General features: G+C 42.4%; 21 protein-coding genes and 1 other RNA gene. 18 read left to right on the forward strand and 4 right to left on the reverse strand.

The window, feature by feature from the left end; translation table 11 throughout:
- Positions 1–70: 70 nt before the first annotated feature.
- Positions 71–2,470, reverse strand: a complete 2,400-nt coding sequence (locus tag ACKWCA_RS16815) for a TonB-dependent receptor domain-containing protein (protein ID WP_413979373.1) — start codon at positions 2,468–2,470, stop codon at positions 71–73.
- 186 nt (positions 2,471–2,656) lie between these two features.
- Here ACKWCA_RS16815 and ACKWCA_RS16820 point away from each other — a divergent pair, with 186 nt between their 5' ends.
- Together ACKWCA_RS16820 and ACKWCA_RS16825 are read left to right on the forward strand one after the other, a co-directional pair.
- Positions 2,657–3,715, forward strand: coding sequence for a sensor histidine kinase (locus tag ACKWCA_RS16820; RefSeq protein WP_413979374.1), 1,059 nt, complete (start codon positions 2,657–2,659; stop codon positions 3,713–3,715).
- Positions 3,712–4,434 (forward strand): LytR/AlgR family response regulator transcription factor, encoded by a 723-nt coding sequence (locus tag ACKWCA_RS16825; protein WP_413979375.1) that lies wholly within the window; start codon positions 3,712–3,714, stop codon positions 4,432–4,434. The genes ACKWCA_RS16820 and ACKWCA_RS16825 overlap by 4 nt, the downstream gene beginning before the upstream one ends.
- A 4-nt stretch (positions 4,435–4,438) precedes the next feature.
- On the opposite strand, the gene ACKWCA_RS16830 is transcribed toward ACKWCA_RS16825, so the two are convergent.
- The gene (locus ACKWCA_RS16830; RefSeq protein WP_413979376.1) at positions 4,439–5,032 is read right to left on the reverse strand and encodes a hypothetical protein; all 594 of its coding nucleotides are present in this window, start codon (positions 5,030–5,032) and stop codon (positions 4,439–4,441) included.
- Positions 5,033–5,108: 76 nt separating this feature from the next.
- Here ACKWCA_RS16830 and kdsA point away from each other — a divergent pair, with 76 nt between their 5' ends.
- The 3 genes from kdsA to ACKWCA_RS16845 are packed head-to-tail and all read left to right on the forward strand — an operon-like array spanning position 5,109 to position 9,599.
- On the forward strand, positions 5,109–5,930 hold the full coding sequence (gene kdsA / locus ACKWCA_RS16835; RefSeq protein WP_413979377.1) for a 3-deoxy-8-phosphooctulonate synthase: 822 nt from the start codon (positions 5,109–5,111) through the stop codon (positions 5,928–5,930).
- 47 nt (positions 5,931–5,977) lie between these two features.
- Positions 5,978–7,945, forward strand: a complete 1,968-nt coding sequence (locus tag ACKWCA_RS16840) for a DUF3857 domain-containing protein (RefSeq protein WP_413979378.1) — start codon at positions 5,978–5,980, stop codon at positions 7,943–7,945.
- Positions 7,946–7,994: 49 nt separating this feature from the next.
- A complete protein-coding gene (locus tag ACKWCA_RS16845) occupies positions 7,995–9,599 on the forward strand; it encodes a sulfatase family protein (protein ID WP_413979379.1) in 1,605 nt (534 codons plus the stop codon).
- 124 nt (positions 9,600–9,723) lie between these two features.
- Here ACKWCA_RS16845 and ACKWCA_RS16850 read toward each other — a convergent pair whose 3' ends face one another.
- Positions 9,724–10,083, reverse strand: coding sequence for a DUF1801 domain-containing protein (locus ACKWCA_RS16850; RefSeq protein ID WP_413979380.1), 360 nt, complete (start codon positions 10,081–10,083; stop codon positions 9,724–9,726).
- Between the two features lie 202 nt (positions 10,084–10,285).
- Here ACKWCA_RS16850 and ACKWCA_RS16855 point away from each other — a divergent pair, with 202 nt between their 5' ends.
- From ACKWCA_RS16855 to ACKWCA_RS16900, 10 genes are all read left to right on the forward strand, one after another.
- The gene (locus ACKWCA_RS16855; protein ID WP_413979381.1) at positions 10,286–11,398 is read left to right on the forward strand and encodes an Sb-PDE family phosphodiesterase; all 1,113 of its coding nucleotides are present in this window, start codon (positions 10,286–10,288) and stop codon (positions 11,396–11,398) included.
- Positions 11,399–11,474: 76 nt separating this feature from the next.
- A complete protein-coding gene (locus ACKWCA_RS16860) occupies positions 11,475–12,119 on the forward strand; it encodes a hypothetical protein (protein WP_413979382.1) in 645 nt (214 codons plus the stop codon).
- Positions 12,120–12,294: 175 nt separating this feature from the next.
- Positions 12,295–12,585 (forward strand): winged helix-turn-helix domain-containing protein, encoded by a 291-nt coding sequence (locus ACKWCA_RS16865; protein WP_413979383.1) that lies wholly within the window; start codon positions 12,295–12,297, stop codon positions 12,583–12,585.
- 51 nt (positions 12,586–12,636) lie between these two features.
- On the forward strand, positions 12,637–13,089 hold the full coding sequence (locus ACKWCA_RS16870) for a Coq4 family protein (protein WP_413979384.1): 453 nt from the start codon (positions 12,637–12,639) through the stop codon (positions 13,087–13,089).
- Positions 13,090–13,100: 11 nt separating this feature from the next.
- Positions 13,101–13,391, forward strand: coding sequence for a hypothetical protein (locus ACKWCA_RS16875; RefSeq protein WP_413979385.1), 291 nt, complete (start codon positions 13,101–13,103; stop codon positions 13,389–13,391).
- A 2-nt stretch (positions 13,392–13,393) separates the two neighbouring features.
- On the forward strand, positions 13,394–13,546 hold the full coding sequence (locus ACKWCA_RS16880; RefSeq protein WP_413979386.1) for a hypothetical protein: 153 nt from the start codon (positions 13,394–13,396) through the stop codon (positions 13,544–13,546).
- Positions 13,543–14,952: a DUF4153 domain-containing protein gene (locus ACKWCA_RS16885; protein ID WP_413979387.1), complete on the forward strand. Its 1,410-nt coding sequence runs from the start codon at positions 13,543–13,545 to the stop codon at positions 14,950–14,952. The genes ACKWCA_RS16880 and ACKWCA_RS16885 overlap by 4 nt, the downstream gene beginning before the upstream one ends.
- A complete protein-coding gene (locus ACKWCA_RS16890) occupies positions 14,936–15,232 on the forward strand; it encodes a hypothetical protein (RefSeq protein WP_413979388.1) in 297 nt (98 codons plus the stop codon). The genes ACKWCA_RS16885 and ACKWCA_RS16890 overlap by 17 nt, the downstream gene beginning before the upstream one ends.
- 4 nt (positions 15,233–15,236) lie before the next feature.
- Complete coding sequence (locus ACKWCA_RS16895; RefSeq protein ID WP_413979389.1) at positions 15,237–15,899, forward strand: DUF1361 domain-containing protein; 663 nt, start codon at positions 15,237–15,239, stop codon at positions 15,897–15,899.
- A gap of 101 nt (positions 15,900–16,000) precedes the next feature.
- Positions 16,001–16,402, forward strand: a complete 402-nt coding sequence (locus ACKWCA_RS16900) for a ribosomal maturation YjgA family protein (protein WP_413979390.1) — start codon at positions 16,001–16,003, stop codon at positions 16,400–16,402.
- A 191-nt stretch (positions 16,403–16,593) separates the two neighbouring features.
- Here the strand turns inward: ACKWCA_RS16900 and ACKWCA_RS16905 are convergent, their stop codons facing one another.
- A complete protein-coding gene (locus ACKWCA_RS16905) occupies positions 16,594–17,799 on the reverse strand; it encodes an NAD(P)-dependent oxidoreductase (RefSeq protein WP_413979391.1) in 1,206 nt (401 codons plus the stop codon).
- Positions 17,800–18,479: 680 nt separating this feature from the next.
- Between ACKWCA_RS16905 and ssrA the strand changes: the two genes are divergently transcribed.
- From ssrA to ACKWCA_RS16920, 3 genes are all read left to right on the forward strand, one after another.
- Positions 18,480–18,879: a transfer-messenger RNA gene (ssrA, locus tag ACKWCA_RS16910) on the forward strand.
- Between the two features lie 710 nt (positions 18,880–19,589).
- Complete coding sequence (locus ACKWCA_RS16915) at positions 19,590–20,108, forward strand: hypothetical protein (protein ID WP_413979392.1); 519 nt, start codon at positions 19,590–19,592, stop codon at positions 20,106–20,108.
- Complete coding sequence (locus ACKWCA_RS16920; protein WP_413979393.1) at positions 20,102–20,797, forward strand: nucleotidyl transferase AbiEii/AbiGii toxin family protein; 696 nt, start codon at positions 20,102–20,104, stop codon at positions 20,795–20,797. The genes ACKWCA_RS16915 and ACKWCA_RS16920 overlap by 7 nt, the downstream gene beginning before the upstream one ends.
- Positions 20,798–20,836 lie beyond the last annotated feature (39 nt).

Here is a 20,836-nt window from a genome sequence, read left to right on the forward strand (position 1 = left end):
GACCTTAGTCTCCCTTAGCTAACGTAACTTACAGCAACAAAGTGCATCTTGGGGTCAAAATAGCTTGACGTTAGTTGTCGATTCGTTTATTCTCGTCTTCTAGACCGGTTTTGCGCTTGCGGGCCTTCTTGATCTCACTGCGCCCAAAATCATAGGTCAAACTAAAGGCTACTTGTCGGCTATCACTACCGCCACTACCATCAATGAACAAATCGCCGAATTGCGTAGTACCTTTCCATGGAATCGTGTATAGCACATCATTAAAGGCCAAGCGCGCATTCAATTTGTCATCAAAGAATTTTTTTTGAAAAGCGATATTCAAAGAGCCCAAAGCTTTGGTTTGATAGGTACCCCCCCAAACAGTAGGTGAATTATACCAACCCGAAACTTCCATGGTGTATCCTTTGGGAAGGGTAAATGTATTTTGGGCATAAAGACTTAGGGTCTCTTGTTTGACGGCCAAGAATTCCGGGCTGTTGGCCTTGTAACTGCTGATATAGGCGTTCAAGCTGAAATATAGGTTCCACCACTCCTTGATTTTCTTAGGATAGGAGATTCCAAAATTGATGACTTCATTGTCGGCCACGTTTCGCTGGGTGATAAAGTTACGTCCTCCATCCTCGGCCACCGTTACTTGGGCAAAGAAGTCCGACACATAGGTATAACTCAAAGAGGTCGTCAGCCGGTAGTTGAATGTATGGGATAATTTGAGGTTATCGGTATATTGGGGTTGCAAAAAGGGATTTCCTTTGCGGAACGAAAGCTCATTAATCACATATTCAAAAGGGTTCAATGATTGGTAATTTGGGCGTTGAATACGTTTGCTATAGGTAAGGGCAAACTGATTTTTACGATTCATTTGGTAGGTCAACCCACCTGACGGGAAAAAATCGGTATAGTCGCGCTCTACCCTAGCTTCTTCATTCTCTTGCATACTCAGTAAGTTTCCGTCCGAAATGGTATTCTCGACCCGCAATCCAAGTTGTAAGTTCCATTTGGTCCATTTGTAGTTATAGTTGACATAGGCCGCATTGATTCGCTCCGTATAATCGAACTGGTTGCTCTGCGCGTTGTTGAAAACGTCCATTCCGTTTACCCGGTTAAAGAAGTCAAAGGTGTTCTCCGTATTCACATACGAGAATTTAACCCCTAAGCCCAGCTTCCCTTTGAAGGCGTTCTGCTCATAATCCGTTTTAAAGGTCGCAATAGCAATATTTATGGGTGTATTTTGGCTGGTACTATTTTGTCGCAGTATTTCGGTTTGGTCACCATTGAAGTACACGTTTGGCTGTCTTGCAGAACGGTCGCTATTATATCTTCCATAGTCAACATCGATGTTCACACTTGTGCCCAATGTATCGGCATAGCGATAGTTCAAATTGGCATTTAAGTTATAAGAGGTATTGGCATTTCGGCTGTCTGTCACCAATATACTGTCATTGACGATACTATTCACCGGTCTGATCGGTGTACGTGAATCGTTTTCGGTAAAACTGTTATTGAAGTTACCATTAAAAATGGCCCCTACCGTACTTTTAGGCGTAGCATACAGATCATAGCCCAACTTGATGTTATTGCTGTTTCGATCGAATACGCTGTTTGTTTGGGCTCCAAAAAAGGTACCGGACTGTGTCCGTAATAGGTTTAGAAAACCGGTACTCTTTCCAAAACGGTTGCTATAGGTACCGTACAGGTTTCCTTTCTTTCCCCGAACATTGAAATTGGTACTGGTGTTGTAGCGTACAAAATCGCCCACTGTCGCTCCGGCAGTCAACGAACCATTAGTGCCCAGGCTTTTATCCTTTTTCAATCTTAAATTGATGATACCCGCATTACCGGCCGCATCATATTTCGAAGAGGGCTGGGTAATGATCTCTACCGCTTCGATATCCGTAGCTTGAAGACTTTCCAAATAGTTGGTTAAATCCTCTCCTTGTAATACCGAGAGCTTTCCGTCAATAAAAATCTGTACCCCGGTCTTGCCCTCAACAATGATCACACCCGTATTGTTGACAATGACCCCAGGCGCTTTTCGCAATAATTCAAAGGCACTCGTGCCGGTGGCGTTAATGGTATTCTCCACATTGAACACGGTTTTATCCGCCATTACCTGTACTAAGGGTTTCTGTGCGGTAACGGTGACCTCCTCCAAATTCTCGGTTGCCTCAAGTAATACGATCGATCCCAAATCCAAATCAATCCCCATGAATTCTACTTGCTTTTGATAATCGGCAAATCCAATGTTCGAAATGCTCAGCTGATAAACCCCTTTAGGGATGTTCGCCATTTCAAAAAGACCAAAATCATTGGTAATGACCGCCTTTACCAAAGTGGAATCGTTTTGCCGCTTTAAAGTGACCGCTGCGTAGGGAACCGGTTCGTCTGTTTCGGCAATCACTTTTCCTTTAAGGGCTTGTGCATTTATCGAGATACTGAGAATGCTAAAGAGAAATAGATATAACTGTTTCATAACAATGTGGTTTTTAATGATGGGTCAAAAGTGATGCAATTGCCTGTTATTAAAAATCAAAACCCGTTGGATGGCCCTATCCACTGATAAACGGGCCGGCCCATTCAACGGCGTATAGGTCAACTCGTCTGAAAACCCAAGGCTGGGTATCTTTATCTTTTTTATCTTGTTCCCAAACTGGTTATCATGGAAAAGCGATTGTTTTGGGGTTTAAGGAAATGGGAAGTGTTGGCCTTCATAGCACTGTACTTTTTTTTCGCATGTCTATATTACGTGACCCTATCGATCAATTGGGGAAGCGATCTGCATCCGGACAAAAAATTCTTTAGTCTAATCCGATTCATTGATATCTGCGGGTTGCAGTATTTTATCTTTTTCGTGTTCACCGTGCCCATATGGTACCTGGTGTTCCGAACTTTTCGCCGTAAAAGGCTCTACATTCGCTTACTGACGCATGTAGCGACCTGGCCCATATTCGTTTTTGGCACCCAGCGGGTCTATTATGCCGTTTCCGATGCTTTGGGGTTTGGGCACTTGGAAGGCGCAGCGCAAATTTGGGATGCCTATATTCCCGCCCTGTTCTACCTTATTCAATTTGGCATATTACACGCCCATGAGTACTACAAAGAGAACCAGCGAAAACTGATCGTAGAGGGAGAATTACGACAGGCCGCCCTTAAAAGTGAACTGTCGGCCATCAAGGCCCAATTGAATCCGCATTTTTTGTATAACGTTTTCAATACGATCAATGCCTCCATTCCCCCAGAAAATGAAAGAACTCGTCATATGATTGCCCAACTCGCCGACCTGTTTCGCTATCAACTCCGCGCCTCAAAAACAGACACCGTCACCTTGAAAGAGGAATTGGACTTTGTAAAGAAGTACCTTGATTTGGAGAAGGAACGCTTTAAAGATCGCCTGCTTGTCGACATTAAGGTCTCAAAAGATCTCATGCACGAAAAAATACCTCCGATGCTATTGCAACCAATGGTGGAGAACTCTGTAAAACACGGACTATCGAGTTTGATCGAGGGAGGGACGGTCTCGATATACATCTTTAAGGAAGAAGGCAAGTTAAAGTTTGAGATATCGGATACGGGAGTAGGTATTCAAAACAAGGAAAATGTATTCGGCAAGGGGGTGGGTCTGACCAATACCAAACTTCGATTGCAAAAAATGTATCAAAGTCAAATGGAGTTGACCGATAATTACCCAAAAGGCTTGACCATAAAATTCGCGATATGAAAAAAGTGTTGATCGCCGATGATGAGGAAGCAGGTCGGATTCTGATCAAAGAATATCTAAGTGACTTTCCCGATTTGGTCTTACTGGCCGAAGTCAATAATGGGGTGGATGCCATTACTGAAATCAATCGTTTCAAACCCGACTTAGTCTTTCTAGACATTCAAATGCCCGGAAAAACCGGGTTTGAGGTCTTGGGGTATTTAGAGGAAATTCCACAGATTATCTTTTCGACGGCCTATGATCAATATGCGATTCAAGCTTTTGAAGTACATGCCGTAGACTATCTCTTGAAGCCTTACACGAGAGATCGCTTTAAAAAGGCCATTGAGCGTTTGGAAAGCGGATCTAAGGATGTGGGTGCCTTGGCCGAAAGTGTCATCATGGAACGGGAAGATTACCCCGAACGCGTATTGGTGCAACAGAACAAAAAGTTGATTACAATCGCAGTAACCGACATCATTTGGATCGAAGCTTATGGAGATTATTCAAAACTACATACTTCAGCCACCACCTTTGTTAGTAATTATGGTATTTCCGGACTCGAAGAAAAGTTGAACCCCAAGACCTTCTTACGCGTGCACCGCTCTTCTATTATCAATTTAGAAAAGGTAAAGGAGCTTCATAAGTATGGGAAGAGTTATGATGTGACCATGGAAAACAGTGATATCGTACGGGTCAGTCGTGGGTATTTAGATGCAATCAAAAAGCTCATGCTTTAATCGTCTAATCGAAGGTTGGCGTTCTTGATTTCCTTTTCGTCGCCACCCAGCCAAAAGTAAAATTGAACAGCGGTCCATATCCGTTCGGAACGCCGTCCCCAAGGTAGTAACCAACACCTAGTTCTGCGTTAAAATTAAATCCATTCTCATACGTACGTTGAACTCCGTAAGTACTGCCGTAAAAACCAAGGTTGAAATCATCCGGGCCATCGATATTGGTAGCCAATCTCACCTGGGAGAAAAATATACTTCTAGCCGCGGCAAAATAATTTCCCGAATTACCGGATACATTTCTGTTCTTACGTAATCTTCTATTAAAGTTATGGTAGTAGCGCAGTCTAGTGTGCAAGGTCAAACCTACCGCGTATCCTTCTTCGTAGGTGGCATAGCCAAGACCCAGTCCTCCGGACGCGCTGACGTTTTTGGTTATTCCAATCTCATAATTCAATCCAGGACTCAACATATTGAAGGTAACCTGATGGCGCTCCAGATTGATGATTCCGAAAAAGTTTCCGGCATTATTTTCCGTTTGCCCCTTCCCTGTAGTTAGGGTCATAACTACGAGAAAACAGCACCAAAGTATTCGGTCTTTACGCATCTATTACAAGTTGAATCGGGAATAAAGCTAAAAAGGAAACGCGATGGAAACACTATCTTTGTGCAAACTTTAAGATATGACCCTTGAGCGGATTCCTCAGTTAAAACATACCGATTCAAACAACTTCTTCTTGTTATCAGGACCCTGTGCCATTGAAGGGCAAGAAATGGCCCTCCGTATTGCGGAGCGCATTGTTACGATTACCGATACACTGAAAATACCCTATGTTTTCAAGGGAAGTTTCAAAAAGGCGAACCGCAGTCGGGTAGACTCATTTACCGGTATTGGAGACGAGAAGGCGTTAAAAATTTTACGTAAGGTATCGGAGACGTTTAACGTACCGACCATCACCGATATTCATCAAGAATCAGATGCCGCTATGGCCGCCGAATACGTAGATGTACTCCAAATTCCGGCTTTTTTGGTACGCCAGACAGATTTGGTGGTCGCTGCTGCAGAAACCGGCAAAGTGGTCAACCTAAAGAAAGGACAGTTCATGAGCCCTGAAAGTATGAAACATGCAGTAAAAAAGGTCACCGATTCAGGCAACGACCAGGTTTGGATTACAGACCGCGGTACCATGTTCGGGTATCAAGATATGGTCGTTGATTTTAGGGGAGTGCCTACGATGAAGAACTATGCACCCGTGGTCTTGGATGTCACACATTCATTACAACAACCCAATCAATCATCAGGAGTGACCGGTGGACGACCCGATATGATAGAAACCATAGCCCGCGCAGGAATCGCCACCGGGGTCGATGGTATTTTTATGGAAACCCATTTCGATCCAAGTATTGCTAAAAGTGATGGTGCCAATATGTTGCATTTAGACCATCTTGAACGACTACTGACTAATTTAGTCACCCTTCAAAAAACGGTGAATTCGTTACAATAAATCCCTCTTACGCGGGTTATTTAAGAAGATTCGATTATACACCGACCATGCGACTAAAACAGCTACTGCTATTTGCAGTTCTTCTTTCACCTATAGTCAGTTTTTCACAACTACCTGACAACTTTGGACAGCTGACCCCTTTCGAACAGACCATTGAGAGCTACCCCAACGATACAACCGCAAATGCTGTGGTTTTGTATGAACGAGGTGACAATTATTTTAAAGTGGTCAATCGAAAAATCAGATTAATAAAGGAATATCACGGAAAGATCAAGATATTCAATGAGAAGGCTTTTGATTGGGGCACGGTAGAAATACTACTCTATCACAATACGAATGCCTCTGAAAAACTAGCTAAGCTCAGTGCGATGACCCATAGCAAGGATGGTCAATTTCGCGTTCTGCCGACCGAGGTGTTCACGACTACCCTATCTGAGCACTGGGATCAAAAGAAGTTTACATTCCCTAAGCTTGAACCTGGTAGTGTTTTGGAATACACCTACACTATTGAAACCCCATTTGACTTCAACTTTACCGGTTGGGGTTTTCAAACCTCCATACCCGTGTTGTATAGCGAATTCAATGCTAAAATACCAGGTAACTGGGTATACAATAGGTCATTGACAGGACCCTTCGAATTGGACGTAAACGAAGCGAAGGTTAAAAAGAACTGTTTTCATATTGAAGGTATTGCCAAGGATGCGGATTGCGAAGTGCTGAAGTATGTTATGAAAGACATTCCAGCATTTAAAGTTGATGAAGACTATATGCTCGGAGCGTCGAATTACCGGGCAAGCATCGATTTTGAACTTTCCGAATACAAAAGCTTTAAAGGAACCTCACAAAAATTCACCAAATCGTGGAAAGATGTGGATAGAGAATTCCGCGGTGACAAGGATATTGGGCGTCAGTTGACCAAAAAAGGGTTCTTTGAAAAAAACGTACCCGAACAATTATTGGTCGAAGGGGATGAGCTGACTCGCGCCAAGAATATTTTCAAATTCGTTCAAACGTATTTTACTTGGAATGAAGAGATGGGAATCTACGGAAAAGCCAGGGTCAAGGAGGCCTTTGCAAAAAAGAGTGGTAACGTCACTGAAATAAATAGTTCCCTGATCAATCTACTAAATGCAGCGGGAATTAAGGCCAACCTTATGCTCCTTTCCACACGAAGAAGAGGCCTTCCAAAGAAAGTGCATCCCGTAATGAGTGATTTCAACTATAGCATCGCCAAAATTGAAATCGCCGGTAAGACATATCTACTTGATGCTACCGACAAATATGTGGCTTTCGGCATGCTGCCTTTTAGGGCACTCAACCATTATGGTCGCGTAATGGATTTTAAGAACGAAAGCTATTGGCAAAACATCGTACCGGTACTCAATAATAGACTTCAGATACGCACGCATCTAAAACTCGATCTTGAAAAAAATAAGGGTATTGGCATTTTTGACCGAATCAATCTGGGCTACAATGCGGTAAATACAAGGGAGATCATTGATCAATACAGTGAGGATGAATACCTAGATACTATAGAGGATGCCAATGATGGAGACTTTGTGGTAACATCTTATGACCTTAGAAAAGACTCCAATCATGAAACGAAGGTCTCCGAACGATTCGGATTTGAGCTGGAAAACATAGGTAACGGGGAAACCATCTATTTGAATCCCTTTTTAGTCCGTTTTTTTGAACAAAACCCCTTCTTGCTGGACGAACGTCATTATCCTGTTGATTTTGGATACCCTAGAAAATACAGGTACTCCATTAACATTACTATTCCCGAAGGATATGAGGTACAAGAACTCCCAGAAGTTCAATCCGTGCAGTTAGGTGATAAAATGGTCGTTTTTAAATTCTACCATAAAGAAAGTTCAAATCAAGTCGCCCTTACGTTTGACCTCGACCTGAACAGCAGTCATATCAAGGCCGAAGATTATCAAGGTCTGAAAGATGTATTCAAACATGTGACCGATGTTCAAAACAATTCCCTAGTTGTTTTAAAGAAGTTATAGGTAACACATAAATCTTTGTATTTTCGGGTTTCAGTTAAGTTGTCTTCCTATGAAACCCGTACTTTTTTACTTTGCCCTGTGTTTGGGGTTCTTCTTTTTTTCATGCGCAGATAACGCTGCAGAACAGTCCACGAAAAAGAGGCCTAACATTGTGTTTATCATGTCGGACGACCATGCGTATCAAGCCATAAGTGCTTATGATGATCGCTTGATACATACCCCGAACATTGATCGCATTGCGAAAAAAGGCATGCGGTTTACGAATGCCTCGGTCACCAATTCCATTTGTGCGCCTTCCCGGGCCGTTATCCTTACTGGCAGGCATTCACATATCAATGGAAAAATAGACAACCTATCCCCTTTTGACACGACTAATATTACCTTTCCACGTCTATTGCAAAAAGCGGGCTACCAGACGGCCATGTTCGGAAAACTACACTTCGGAAACAACCCAAAAGGTTTTGACGAATTCAAGATTCTTCCGGGGCAAGGAGATTACTATAATCCGAAGTTCCTTACTCAAAAGGGCGATACCACCATTACGGGATACGTTACCGATATCATTACCGATCTAACCTTGGATTGGATGGAAAAACGAAGGGATACGGCCAAACCATTTCTCTTGATGTACCTGCATAAGGCCCCGCATCGTTCTTGGTTACCGGCCAAACGACACTATCAAAAATTCACTCAAAGGACCTATCCCCTACCCGAAACCCTATTCGATGATTACCTGACCCGAAGTGAGGCTTCTCGAACCGCTGAAATGGGCATCGGAAAAGATATGTTGCTTCAATACGATCTTAAAATTCCGAAGGAAATCTTAGATGAACTAGGAATTGAAGAACGTCTTGGAGCTGGAGGGGTCAACCAGTTGAACGAACAGCAAAAAGCGGAATGGGACGCCATTTACGGTCCTATAGCCAATACCTTTAAGAAAGAGTTCAAAACCATGAACGACTCCTTATTGACGGTATGGAAATACCAGCGGTACCTGCAGGATTATTTGGGTACGATTGCGGCCGTAGACGAAAATGTAGGTCGATTGCTCGACTATCTTGACGAAAAAGCACTCAGCGAAAATACCATGGTGATCTATACTTCGGACCAAGGCTTTTACCTCGGAGAGCACGGATGGTTCGATAAGCGTTTTATGTATCAGGAGTCCTTCAAGACTCCCCTACTCATTAAATGGCCCAATGTCATTACCCCGAACACAACAGAAGATGAGTTGGTTCAGAATCTCGATTTCGCACAGACCTTTTTAGAGGCCGCAGGGGTAACCTCTCCTGAAGATATGCAGGGTGAAAGTCTCTTGCCCTTACTGAAAGGAGAAAAAGAGAAATGGACGCGTGATGCGGTGTACTATCACTATTATGAATACCCAGCGGAACATACGGTTAAACGGCATTATGGTATCGCCACCAAAGAATTCAAGCTCATCCATTTTTATTATGATATCAATGCGTGGGAGTTGTATGACCTAAAGAAAGACCCTCAAGAAATCAACAACGTTTACGACCATCCCTCGTATGCTAAAACGGTACAGGAAATGACCGAAAAACTAAAAGCGATGCGTTTGAAATACAAGGATTCGGATTCGTTGAGCAACCAATACATTCGGATGTACAAAGACAAGGGGTGGATTGAATAGTTTGTAGCCTCTAGCCTCTAGCCTCTAGCCTCTAGCCTCTAGCCTCTAGCCTCTAGCCTCTAGCCTCTAGCCTCTAGCCTCTAGCCTCTAGCTAAAAAACCAAACCTGCGGCACACAATTCGACTTATTTATAGAACTTTTTATGTCGCACGGCGTAGGCGTCTTGAAGTACTTCGACCAGTACCATATCGTTGATTTCTTCTAAACTCTTATAGCGCAAGGACCGCATAACCTTTCTACCGTCTTTCACCATAAGTTCTCTATGCACCGTTAGATGGGCCGCATTCCAAAAACAAAGGTCCACGTAATCCTTACTTTGGTTCATATAGCAAAATGGCCTTCCTTCGGTATAAAAAAAGGGAATCCGATACTTATACTTTAAATCCACGTCGGCCACTGTATGCTCGATTACCGCCTGGAGGTGCAGCAGTATGCTTCGAAAGGGTTCCGATTGTTTTAAGATGTACGCTTCGGCTGGGTTCAATTTATATTATCATTTAAAATTTTGGAATTGTGCACTGCACAAACCGATAACCTATTGTTCATTGCCAACTGCCAACTGCCAACTGTTAAATGCTAACCGTTAACGGAACACTATCAACAATTTACCATTTCTTGATCAAAATCAAATTCAATTTTCATACTTTATACCTACTTTTCAATCACACTTCATAAACCGACCCGAAATGAAAAATTTTGTACTAGCGTTTGCCCTTTTGCTAGGTTGCCAGAGCTTTGCCCAACATTCGCATATTAGTGAACATGCATTGACCTATCCGAATATTGACGGGTATGTATCCTTGAAAGCCGATTTGCATATCCATACCGTTTTTTCCGATGGTAACGTTTGGCCTACCATACGGGTGCAAGAAGCACTTCGCGAGAATCTCGATGCAATTTCGCTTACGGAGCATTTGGAGTATCAACCACATCTAGATGATATTCCCCATCCGGATCGCAATCGATCGTACAATTTGGCTATGGCCGAAGCCAAGGAACACGATCTGTTGATCGTACATGGATCGGAAATCACCCGTTCGGCTCCCATGGGACATAATAATGCTGTTTTTATCAAAGATGCCAATCCATTATTGACCGAAAAGGCCGAAAAGTCTTTCTCCGAAGCCAAGAAACAGCATGCGTTCGTTTTCTGGAACCACCCCGCATGGTACGCTCAAAATCCGAAAGGAAATCCGATTTTAAGTGATTTTCAAAAAGAACGGATTAAAAAAGGGGAACTGCATGGCATAGAGGTCATCAACTCGGTCGATTACTCCGAAGAGTCGCTTGCATTGGCCTTAGATCAAAATTTGACCATTATGGGTACCAGTGATATTCACGGACTCATTGATTGGGATTATACCGAAAAAGGGCATGACCGGCCAATCACCTTGGTTTTTGCCAAGGAAAGGAATTTGGAAAGTATGAAGGAAGCCTTATTCGCTGGGCGAACCGTAGCCGTCTATAATTCGTTGTTGGTTGGAAAAGCCGAATTCCTCAATCCCTTGGTAAAGGCCAGTATAGAGGTGATCTCGGCGAAATACATTGCCGATACACAAATATTGGAAGTACAATTGCAAAATATCTCGAGTAGTGCCCTACTCTTTGAAAACCAGATGGAATATAGTTTCTACAGCAGTTCACCGGTTTTTGAAATTCATGCTTTGGGCACCTATACCCTTCGTATCAAGACACTGGAGGAAAAGAAAACCATTGACTTGAAGCTCGAAGCTATTGGAGCATTTACGGCACCTAAGACTTCTCCCGTTATCTCGTGGCAAATCTCCGTTGAAGAGTAACTATTGAATTTTTTTTCCGTTTCAACAGGCTAGATTAAAATATTTATTTAACTTTGTATTTCAAAGTACTTTTAAAATGGAACCGAATAAATATCTAGAGGACATCACGGAAATCAAGAATATCATGAACCGTTCTTCCCGCTTCATTTCATTGAGTGGGCTTTCAGGCGTATTGGCAGGAATATATGCGCTCATTGGAGCGGCATTGGCCTATACGCGCTTAAAAATGATGTCAAGCGCCAACTACGAAGGGCTCTCGGGAAGAAGTTCTTCCCTCTGGGGCACCGATGTGATCCGTGACCTTAGTCTGATTGCAGGGGCCGTAGTTATTCTGGCAGCGGTTACCGGGTTTCTAATGACCCTGCGAAAATCAAAGAGGAGCGGAGAGAAAATATGGGATGCTACTAGCAAGCGGTTGGTCGTCAACTTTTTTATCCCTTTGATTTCAGGCGGCATATTTTGTTTGGTGTTGATTCAATATGGTCTTCCCGGACTGGTAGCCCCTGCGACCTTAATATTTTACGGACTCGCTTGTATCAATGCCAGTAAATATACTATGGGCGATGTACGCTACATGGGATTGGCTTTCTTGCTTATCGGTCTAATCAGTACCCAATTTATCGGATACGGTTTGTATTTTTGGGCCTTGGGCTTTGGTATCTTCCATATACTATATGGATCGATGATGTATTTTAAATACGATCGCAATCGCAACCTGTGAAACCCATTCGTAAAATGGTTGTACCGAAACGTTTGTTCAAGTGAAACCAAAAACTATCGGTTAGCGCAGAGTCAAGGGTATCAATTCGAAGAAAATGAACTACTGTCAGTTCGAGCGCAGTCGAAAACGAGTTAGCGTTAAGAGTTAGGAGTTAGGAGTTAGGAGTTAGGAAAAAATGAGTTTAATCGATAACATCAACAAAGCATTCGACCACCGCATACGGCTGGGCATCATGTCCGTTCTAATGGTGAACGACCATGCCGATTTCAAGATGCTAAAGGAACTTTTAGGCGCTACGGATGGAAATTTGGCCAGTCATGCCAAGGCACTGGAAAAGGCAGCCTATATTCAAGTGGAAAAACAATTTATCGGTCGCAAACCCAATACCCGATATGCTGCCACTAAACTGGGCAAGGCCGAATTCAAGAAGCATATCGATGCCCTTGAAAAATTAATAGGCAAGTAATATTTTTTTTATCATTTTACTTTGAAATTCAAAGTACTTTTAAATACTATAATGAGAGCTATTTTTTTAGAAAAACTTTATGAATGGAGTCTAATGCCCTACCAGGCACTCAAAAAGAACGAGCCTTGGGCATTGGAGATCGAGGACTTGCTCCAATATCCAAATCCCACCTTGGGCTATCAAATGGGTCGTTTTTTACTCCATCACAATTTTACCCTTCAAGAAAAATTGGAGAATCACGATGTCTTTCACGTGCTCACCGGCACGGGCATTACGGTACCAGAAGAAATCAGCATGCAGTTCTACCTCCTGGGCAACGGAAAGCGAAGTATGTATCTCTTTTCGGTCATCTTTCTAGGGGCTTTGCTCTATCCTGATAAGTTGCCGATGTTCTTTGTAAAATACCGTCGTGGTAAAACTTCATTGCCCTTTCACCAAATTGATTTTTTCAAACTCTTGAACCAGCCCATAGCCCGAATCAAAGACACTTTTTTAATTCAATAAGCCCTTCGATCATGAAAAATAGCTTTGCATACCGCATCAACTACCTCGCTGTTCTCATAGCCATTGGAAGCTTTGTACTGGGTACTTTATGCCTCCTGTTATTTAAAGCCAGTGGAGATACCGGTTTTGTAGGCATCGGCTACTGCTATACACTTCTAGCGGCCTTTGTGAACACGATAACCTTATTTGTGGTGCTTGTCAACGGCCTGATCCACTATAAAGACTATGTCGAACACTTGAAGGCCCTTTTTGTCATACTTCTCAACATTCCCATTGTTTGTCTATACCTAGAACTCCTATAAAAATGAGACTAAAACACTTAAAAAATCGAACCCTGTATTCAGAATTATTCTTGAGCGTTGGCTTTGTTTTGGTATTGCTCGCCGTACGCATCAAGCAGTCCTTGGCCTATATCCATAAAGCCCTATTGTCCACTTTTAAAAACCATAACCTATGAATATTCATATAAAATCCATTGTATCGGCCTTGGCCTTTAGCCTATTGTTCTACAGTAAAAGTTTTGGCCTGAACCTTTTTTTGATTTCCATTGTAGTGGTCGCACTGGTGTCCACCATCGGGAAAAACCGCTTCATTTCGTGGCGGTACTCATTTGTATATGTCACAACCGCCATTTTCGTATTTCTCAATCCCACCGGCTTTACCATTTTTGTTCATTTTATGGCTTTTATGGTCTTTGTCGGCAAATCGATTTCCCAAAAAAGCTCCGTGTATCTCAGCTGGTTTGTAGGATGCATTAACATGACGGCCGCATCAGTAGCCAACTATGTTCAAAACCAAGATAAACCGGAAAAAAAGGAGTCGGGGAAAATTTCTCCCAAACTAGGAAACCGCCTTAAGGGTGGAATCGTCGCAACGGCTTTGCTCTTCCTTTTTGGGATGCTGTACAAGAATGCCAACCCTGTTTTTGGAAACCTCATTGCTCAAATCGATCTTGATTTCATCAGTATTCCCTGGTTATTCTTCACGTTCTTGGGATACCTCATTTTTCTACACCTCCTACGCCCTTTCAATGCGCAGGAATTGGTGGATTTCGACTTGGCTCAAAAGAACGAATTGGAAAAACCTGCTGAGCTGACCCTCATCGGGGAAAAGAAACAATTGGAAAGTGAGCATACGTTAGGAAGCATGGTATTTCTGGCCCTGAACCTTCTGCTTCTCCTTTTCCTAGTAACGGATGTGATCTATCTTTTGGATCAAACGACGATCTCGAATGCGGAGTATTCCCAAGCCGTGCACCAAGGGGTCTATGCCCTGATGTTTTCCGTCGTATGCGCTATCGTGCTCATTCTGTACTTCTTTCGGGGCAACCTTAACTTCTTTCGAGGAAACCACCGCATCAAGATATTCACTTACGTATGGATCGCATTAAATGTCATTCTGGTCGTATTTACCGCCTACAAGAACTACACCTATGTAGAAGCACTAGGGCTTACCTACAAGCGTATTGGTGTATTTGTTTACCTGGCACTGACTTTAACCGGATTGATTACGGCTTATATCAAGGTGACGGAGGTTAAAAATTTCATCTATTTACTGCGTACCAATATGGCTACCATCTTTGCCTTTTTGTTTTTAAGCGCTAGCATTCCTTGGGATAGGGCCATTACAGGGTACAATCTGAACACCATTGAAAAGCCGGATATCAATTATCTTATTGGCCTTGGGGAAAGCAATAGCGAACAACTCTATTCCTATACCAAGAAAAATAGGCTTGAGACGAATACGGCGGATAGCATCAATGATAAATACAAGGCGTTCGTAGAAAAACAGTCTCAAAAAACCTGGCAGGAATATACGTTGTATCAAATCACAAAAACAAAATCAAATGATGGTTCTTTTTAAACACCGATGGAACCGCATTTCGGTTCGCATCGCCTGTTTCAGTTTCTTTTTGGGCACACTGCTCATGCTCATCGCTTTAATGGCCGAAAATGACCTTATACGAACCCTAGGAATCGTGTTTCTGGTGCTTTATGTTCCAGTGACAATCGTGTTGTTATTCATCCTATTTGTCACGGCACTTACCAATTTCAGGGATATTCATGAGCATGTGATGACCTTGATCATCGTGTTGATGAACTTTCCGATCGCTTTAGTATATCTCTACTTTTTAAATCCTTAATACCATGAAAATCCATACTATAAAACTTTCCGAATACGGTATTCTATATTTCAATCTATGTCTTTCCATAGGTTTTGCCTTGTTGCTCTTGTTCTTCAGGGTACACTTAACGGATAGCCGATTTTATCTCTTTTTGGTCTGGAACCTATTTTTGGCGGGAATTCCATTTGCGATAACGCAGCTCTTTAAAATGAGCGACACCATGCGCTCCATTCGAAGTATTGGTTTCTTGGGATTCGCCGCTTGGCTTCTGTTCTTGCCCAACAGTCCGTATATCATCACCGATTTGGTGCATTTACACAATGATCGCTCCAGTCTGGTTTGGGTCGACCTGTTTCTGGTGTTCGTCTTCGCTTTCAATGGATTGTTATTGGGATTATTATCCATGTTGGATATGTATACCTTAATTAGCCAACGTTACGGAAACCGAGTTGCGAAATACACCTTGTTCAAAGTCTGTTTGCTAAGTGGTTATGGCATCTACCTAGGGCGGTTCTTGCGTTTCAATTCTTGGGATATCACAACGAAGCCCCTTACCCTTTTTTATCAAATCGTTCATAGTTTAAGAGAACCGAATGTATGGGCATTCAGCTTTGCCTTCGGTGGCTTTCTGTGGATTTTGTTTTCGGTATTACAATCCGTACTGGTGAAAAAAAATAGCCTCTAGCCTCTAGCCTCTAGCCTCTAGCCTCTAGCCTCTAGCCTCTAGCCTCTAGCCTCTAGCCTCTAGCCTCTAGCCTCTAGCCTCTAGCCTCTAATTCAAAAAAAATGAAATTTACCCTCAACACAAACTATCTTATTCTAGCCGTGCTACTCTTTCTGATCGAAGTTGCTATTGCCACCTTCTTCAAGTCAGGTTTTATCAGACACACCTTTGGTGATTTTCTGGTAGTCATCCTTCTCTATTGTTTCTTTAAAGGTTTTGTAGCGGGAAAATCGATTTCGATAGCCATGGTCACCTTGTGTATCGCCTTCGCCATTGAGTTTCTACAACTCACGGATTTTCTACAGCACCTCGGAATAAAGCAGTACCGCTGGGCCAACTTGATTTTCGGCAATTCGTTTAGCGTACAGGATTTGGTCGCCTACATCTTGGGTATTGCTGTGGTCATTATTTTGGAAAAGTCTTTGTCTTTGGGGCTGGGTATGGACTCCAGATCAGAGACATGAGACAGGAGATATGAGTTATGAGTTATGAGTTATGAGTTATGGGAAGATAGTGATATCATCTTATCTCAACTCCCAATATCAAATACTACCTTCAGGCATTTGGTATTATGAGTTATGAGTTATGGGAATTTAGTGATATCCCCTTATCTCAATAACCACTATCAAACACGACTATCTAGCGTCTAGCAACCCTACTCCTTGCCATCCACATAATCTTGCAAATAGGCGTAGCGTTTGGTGAGTTTTCCATTTTTGGTCATCCGGGCCCGTTCGAGAACGCCGTCTTCATCCCCATTGAAAAAAGCGGGAATCACATGTTTCAGAAAGGCGGCCCCAAAGCCAACACTGGCATCGCGTGGCAGTTCACATGGAAGATTGTCGACCGCCATAACGGCAACGGCCGATTTATTCTTGAAGTTCGTTTCTTTTTCCGTTTTTGGATCATATCCGTAAATGGGCTTGGCAATTGTTGAAGGTCGGATGGTCGTAGCGATGGGACCGTCAATGTCACAACTCACATCGGCCACTACCTTAATCTTGAAATCGGGATGCTTTACATCTTCACGAGTGTATAAATAAGGGGCACCATCTCCATAAAAATGTCCGGCAATGTAAAAATCGGTCACTTTGGTGAACCTCGTAAAATTCGTTTTGTATTCATGGGGATTGGCAAAAAAATCCGCTTTGTTTCCCCGTACTCCGTCTTTGCGTTTGTTGTATTCCGAAGCATCGATTTGGCAGTATACCGGTTCGTCGAATTCCTCCTCCAGATAGTCCCCAACATTCACTTTCCGTAGGTTCATGGCATCGAGCATTTCACGAGCGCCGTTACCAACACGTCCACGGCCGGTAAGCATAATCTTGATATTCGGCAGTTTGATTTTGTTCAGTTCCGAAATTAATTCCTGCTGATCGGCCAAGGTTTCCGCTTTCGGTAATTTGAAAAGATCATATTTGAGTCCGTAGGCCCGAAATCCGTTATAGGCACCGACAATACCGGCGTATCTTCCGAAGGCAACGACACGCTGTTCTTTCTGATTGGTGATTACCTCATGATCATACAACTCGATGTTCTGGTCGAGAATCGCTTGAAGCAGCTTTCGATTATAAGGTTGTTTTTTGATCGTATGGGAAAAGAAAAAATACTTTTTGTTGGGAATCAGGGCATCTATAGGCACTTCTTTCACTCCCAAAAGCACATCACACTCCTCCATTTTGGAGGCCACCTCTAGCGCTACAGCTTTATACTCTGTATTCTTAAAAACCCGAATCGGGGAAGGTTCTACGATAATCTCGGCCTTTGGGTAGTTTTCAAGGGCTTTTTGACAGGCTTCCGGGGACAATACTACCCGCCGGTCTGGTGGGTTTTTACGTTCTCTGATGATTCCGAATTTCATTCTTTACACTTTAGTTGGCTGTTGGTTTTGGTTTCTGGTTTAAAGTTTCAGGTCTGCCGAGCTTTCTGGTTTCTTCCAACCTTGAGTTCGGATTCAAGTATTTTAAACCCTTCGGCTACGATCAGGTTCCCCATCGAATTTACTAATGGAAGATTCGCCACTTCATATCTGTAAAGACCTTGGATATCACGTAACATGCAACCTACTTCGAACATCAGGTATCATGGCCCTTCGGCCGCCCTCAGCTTCCAAATCGAATACTAACGAAGGATTTCACTTCAAGCATCTGACTTCAGACATCAAGCACTTCATATCTCACATTATGAACCGAACATCAAACTCCTTGAGTCTTGTCAAAAATCACACTACAACCGCTCTTTCCGTTTCAAATGTAACAGATGACAAGGCGATGGCAAAACTTTTTTTGGAATACTTTTTGGGGTATCTTTGTCGGCTGACCCTATAGCATTTAGGGTTTGCGTTAGGGATAGCAGCGGTTACCCCGCACCCATTGTAGCTTCGGCGGAAATGGGGAGGCGTATGAGCGAATAGCCCGCTCGAACGCCCTAAAGTTCTTTGAAAAAAATCATTGAGAGAAGAATAGCTCTGATAGTAGTCCCTTCGGCTACGCTCAGGGTTCAATTCGATAACGGTATGCTACGCCTACCTATCTCATTGAAGGGGCCGACTGGTTTTGACAGCGAGACCAATGGCAATATAAGCATGTCGAGCGCTGGTGAACAGCTCGTTAATCTCATTTTCCACACTTTTAATTGGCGATAATAACTACGCTCTTGCCGCTTAATCTGAATTACAGTAAGATTTAGCCTCGTCTCCGCAAGGCGGAGAAGCGAGATGTTCCTGAATAGCCCTTGTTGACGGCGATTCATTTAGGAGCACCATAAAAGTCAACACAAGGTCGATATTCGCTTTGGTATCGGCACTAAAACTTAAAGAAGCTAAGTGTATGTTAGGCGGTTTCCGGTCAGGCATACATCGAAAACCAAACGGTAACTAAGCATGTAGAAAGTATTGTAATTGCTTGTTTGGACGAGGGTTCGAATCCCTCCGGCTCCACAACACTCAATAATACGCAGCAGATTGGGTTTTGGTAAAATGCCAAACTCGCTTGAGTATTTTACCAAAATCAAGATGCCCATTGCCTAAGCAATGGGTGTTTTTATTTGCAGAACCGATTAGGAGGGGAAAACGAAGTTAATCCCTCCGACTCCACTTCCAAAAGCTACCTTGAGGTAGCTTTTTTTGGTTGCGCCTCCGTGATTCGAAGGCCAATGCGTCAAAACGCTCCAAGCTCGCTTGAGCATTTTATAAAATTCACTAACTAAAAATTGCAACATTGCTTTAGCGTGTAACCCTCTTGCCTTACATTTCTCACTCGCAAAAGCTCGTTTTAAAATGTAAACACGATGTGCTTTCTGTACCTATCAAAGCCCAATAGGGCATGACAGATTTTATGTATCCTAAAAATTCATAACAAAAGATATTTTGAGAAATATAGATTGAATCCAATTGATATAAACTCCTATTAAAATGGCTAATTAATGGTCTTTTTTGTCCAATAATAGTAGTTAACCCAATTTAAAGGAAACTTGGGTTGTGTGCGGCTTCTTTCATTTAATGGGCTTTACACCAAATGAATGTTTCAATTAGTGCAAAATACATCAGAAAATTTTAAAATATTGCATATCGAGATATGCGATATTTTTTTACATTATATTGTTTTTCAATTATTTATGTCTTATTATTGCATATCGCGATATAAAATAATTATGGCTAAAAGCAGTTTACAGCAGATGAAACCTCAAGATATAGTGGTCTTGGCGAAACTAATTACCATAAACGATTCGGACTACACTCAAATGGCGTTGTCCCAAATGCTTTACATGAGCCAGTCAGAGATCAGTAGTTCAATATCGAGGTCATCATACTCAGGACTTCTGATAAACAAGGGCAAAGAAGTAAACCGAAAATTGTTTTTTGATTTTATTAAATATGGTTTGGCGGTGGTATTCCCCCAACATCCAGGTGCCATTGTAAGAGGAACAGTGACTGCACATAGCGCACCACCATTGGATATGGAAATTGTAAGTGAGGAAAAGTATGTCTGGCCCTATGCCAAAGGTAAATCTCGAGGTCAAAGCATTGCACCTTTGTACCCAACAGTACCCAAAGCTGCTGCCTTAGACACTCATCTGCATGAATTATTGGCCTTAATGGATGCTGTTCGGGTAGGCAAGGCACGAGAAAAAAACTTAGCAATAGAACTGTTAGAGCAGCACATATGCTAAACACTTTAATCAATAGAGCGGCCACAAAAAAAGTGGCTAAGGCCTTAGGGGACCTAAATGATAAAGTGGTTTATGTTGGCGGGGCCATGGTGAGCCTTTATATTGATGACTCCGCAGCGGAAGATATTAGACCTACCAAAGATCTTGACCTCACTTTTCAGGTAGCCAGCTTTGCCGAATTAGAAGAATTACGAGAACAACTGATTCAAAAAGGATTTACCCAAAACGCAGAAGATACTGTAAATTGTCGATTTCGATACAAAGATTTAAAAGTGGATATAATGTCAACTCAAAGCGTGGGTTGGGCACCTTCTAATCCATGGTTTGCCAAAGGTTTTGAAAAGGCTATTACCAAAACAATAGATGAATTAACCATAAAAGTGTTGCCACTACCCTACTTTTTGGCCACAAAAATGGAGGCATTTTTTGATAGAGGTATTAATGATTTTTATGCCAGTCATGATTTGGAAGATATGACCTACTTGTTCAATTACACGACAGATATTGATGTGCAAATTCTAGCTTCTGAAAATGAAGTAAAGCTATATTTGATTAAAAAACTAAAAGCACTCGCAAAGGATAGAACAATCCTTACAGCCATTCGTGGAAGTTTGTATTACGATCAAGCAGATGAACGAATGGAAATCATTCAACAACGTATTCAAAATATCTCTGAAGGTTCAGAGTAATACCTTTCATTACCGGTAATACAATCTACAAACAAAAGC

This window comes from Maribacter corallii, from assembly GCF_047345415.1.
GTDB lineage: Bacteria > Bacteroidota > Bacteroidia > Flavobacteriales > Flavobacteriaceae > Maribacter_C.

Bases quoted from the DNA above. Each gene is read 5' to 3' on its own strand.
- ACKWCA_RS16815 (WP_413979373.1), bottom strand. From the start codon at position 2,470: ATGAAACAGTTATATCTATTTCTCTTTAGCATTCTCAGTATCTCGATA.
- ACKWCA_RS16820 (WP_413979374.1), top strand. From the start codon at position 2,657: ATGGAAAAGCGATTGTTTTGGGGTTTAAGGAAATGGGAAGTGTTGGCC.
- ACKWCA_RS16825 (WP_413979375.1), top strand. From the start codon at position 3,712: ATGAAAAAAGTGTTGATCGCCGATGATGAGGAAGCAGGTCGGATTCTG.
- ACKWCA_RS16830 (WP_413979376.1), bottom strand. From the start codon at position 5,032: ATGCGTAAAGACCGAATACTTTGGTGCTGTTTTCTCGTAGTTATGACC.
- kdsA (WP_413979377.1), top strand. From the start codon at position 5,109: ATGACCCTTGAGCGGATTCCTCAGTTAAAACATACCGATTCAAACAAC.
- ACKWCA_RS16840 (WP_413979378.1), top strand. From the start codon at position 5,978: ATGCGACTAAAACAGCTACTGCTATTTGCAGTTCTTCTTTCACCTATA.
- ACKWCA_RS16845 (WP_413979379.1), top strand. From the start codon at position 7,995: ATGAAACCCGTACTTTTTTACTTTGCCCTGTGTTTGGGGTTCTTCTTT.
- ACKWCA_RS16855 (WP_413979381.1), top strand. From the start codon at position 10,286: ATGAAAAATTTTGTACTAGCGTTTGCCCTTTTGCTAGGTTGCCAGAGC.
- ACKWCA_RS16860 (WP_413979382.1), top strand. From the start codon at position 11,475: ATGGAACCGAATAAATATCTAGAGGACATCACGGAAATCAAGAATATC.
- ACKWCA_RS16865 (WP_413979383.1), top strand. From the start codon at position 12,295: ATGAGTTTAATCGATAACATCAACAAAGCATTCGACCACCGCATACGG.
- ACKWCA_RS16870 (WP_413979384.1), top strand. From the start codon at position 12,637: ATGAGAGCTATTTTTTTAGAAAAACTTTATGAATGGAGTCTAATGCCC.
- ACKWCA_RS16875 (WP_413979385.1), top strand. From the start codon at position 13,101: ATGAAAAATAGCTTTGCATACCGCATCAACTACCTCGCTGTTCTCATA.
- ACKWCA_RS16880 (WP_413979386.1), top strand. From the start codon at position 13,394: ATGAGACTAAAACACTTAAAAAATCGAACCCTGTATTCAGAATTATTC.
- ACKWCA_RS16885 (WP_413979387.1), top strand. From the start codon at position 13,543: ATGAATATTCATATAAAATCCATTGTATCGGCCTTGGCCTTTAGCCTA.
- ACKWCA_RS16890 (WP_413979388.1), top strand. From the start codon at position 14,936: ATGATGGTTCTTTTTAAACACCGATGGAACCGCATTTCGGTTCGCATC.
- ACKWCA_RS16895 (WP_413979389.1), top strand. From the start codon at position 15,237: ATGAAAATCCATACTATAAAACTTTCCGAATACGGTATTCTATATTTC.
- ACKWCA_RS16900 (WP_413979390.1), top strand. From the start codon at position 16,001: ATGAAATTTACCCTCAACACAAACTATCTTATTCTAGCCGTGCTACTC.
- ACKWCA_RS16905 (WP_413979391.1), bottom strand. From the start codon at position 17,799: ATGAAATTCGGAATCATCAGAGAACGTAAAAACCCACCAGACCGGCGG.
- ACKWCA_RS16915 (WP_413979392.1), top strand. From the start codon at position 19,590: ATGGCTAAAAGCAGTTTACAGCAGATGAAACCTCAAGATATAGTGGTC.
- ACKWCA_RS16920 (WP_413979393.1), top strand. From the start codon at position 20,102: ATGCTAAACACTTTAATCAATAGAGCGGCCACAAAAAAAGTGGCTAAG.